We start from the raw sequence: 1,164 nt of genomic DNA, 5'->3' as shown, positions 1-1,164 counted from the left end.
CAGGTTAAACGCATCAAAAAACGGGTTTTCCGATCTTTGGGTCATGGATTGGAACACGTTTTTCGCCGATATGCCCGACTTCCGTTTAGAGCGGAGCAAAAAGCACCAGTTGGTCGATATTTTGGTCATTGCCTTGTGCGCGCTGCTGAGTGGGGCAGACGATTTTGAGGAAATTGAAGCCTATGGCCAGCGCAAAGAGGCCTTTTTGCGCACGTTTCTGGCTTTGCCCAACGGCATTCCCTCCCACGACACGTTTACGCGCGTGTTCCGCCACATGGATACCGAGGCCTTCGGGCGTTGCCTCTACAACTGGTCGGCCCAGGTGTTAGCCACAGTTGCCGAGTCGTTGCAGCAGGTGAGCGTGGATGGCAAAGTGCTACGGGGCACAGCGCGGGCGGGGGCCAAAAAAAGCGGCATCTGCATCGTTAGCGCCTGGTCCTCGGCCCATTGCCTGGTGTTAGGACAAGCCAAGGTGGGCAGCAAAAGTAATGAGAAGACGGCCATTCCCGAGCTGTTGCGTTCGCTCGACCTAACCGATACGCTCGTCAGCTGTGATGCCGCCGGCTGCCAGCGGGCCAACGCCGAGCTGATCGTAGCGCGGGGCGGGCACTACCTGCTGGCTCTCAAGCGCGACCAGCCCACCATCTACGAACAGGTCCACGACTACTTTAGCCCGCGCCTGGCACAGTTGGAAGTGGCGCAACACCTTGATTTTGGCTCGGGCCGGCTGGAACGACGCACGTGCCGGGTGGAAACGCGGCTGGAACTGCTCGATGCGCTAGCTGACTGGCCCGGCGTGCGCAGCGTGATTCGCGTCGATGCGAGTCGGGAAATAGCGGGCCGACGGGTGGAGCAGACGCGTTACTACGTGAGCAGTCTGGTGGCTGAGGCGGCCGAGTTCAACCACTACATTCGCCAGCACTGGAGCATCGAAAACCGCTTGCACTGGCACTTAGACGTTGTTTTTCGAGAAGACCGGCAGCGCGTACGCACCCAGAACGGGCCGTTGAACATGGCCACGGCCCGCAAGATGGCCTTGCAGGCGCTGGGGCGAATGGACGACAAGCAAAGTAGGAAGAACCGACGAAAAATAGCGGGCTGGGATGACGACTATTTAAAGGCGGTACTCACCAAAATAGCCCCAAATTAGATGCGTTTAACCTG

The 1,164-nt window shown here is 58.6% G+C and carries 1 protein-coding gene; it reads left to right on the top strand.

Going from position 1 to position 1,164, the window contains the following annotated elements; translation table 11 throughout:
- Positions 1–1,150: ISAs1 family transposase (locus D0T11_RS21705; protein WP_220473768.1), on the top strand; the 1,150-nt coding region annotated here is incomplete at its 5' end.
- Positions 1,151–1,164 lie beyond the last annotated feature (14 nt).

Source organism: Hymenobacter rubripertinctus (assembly GCF_003583925.1).
GTDB classification, from domain to species: domain Bacteria; phylum Bacteroidota; class Bacteroidia; order Cytophagales; family Hymenobacteraceae; genus Hymenobacter; species Hymenobacter rubripertinctus.
This window is presented reverse-complemented; position numbering and strand designations above follow the sequence as displayed.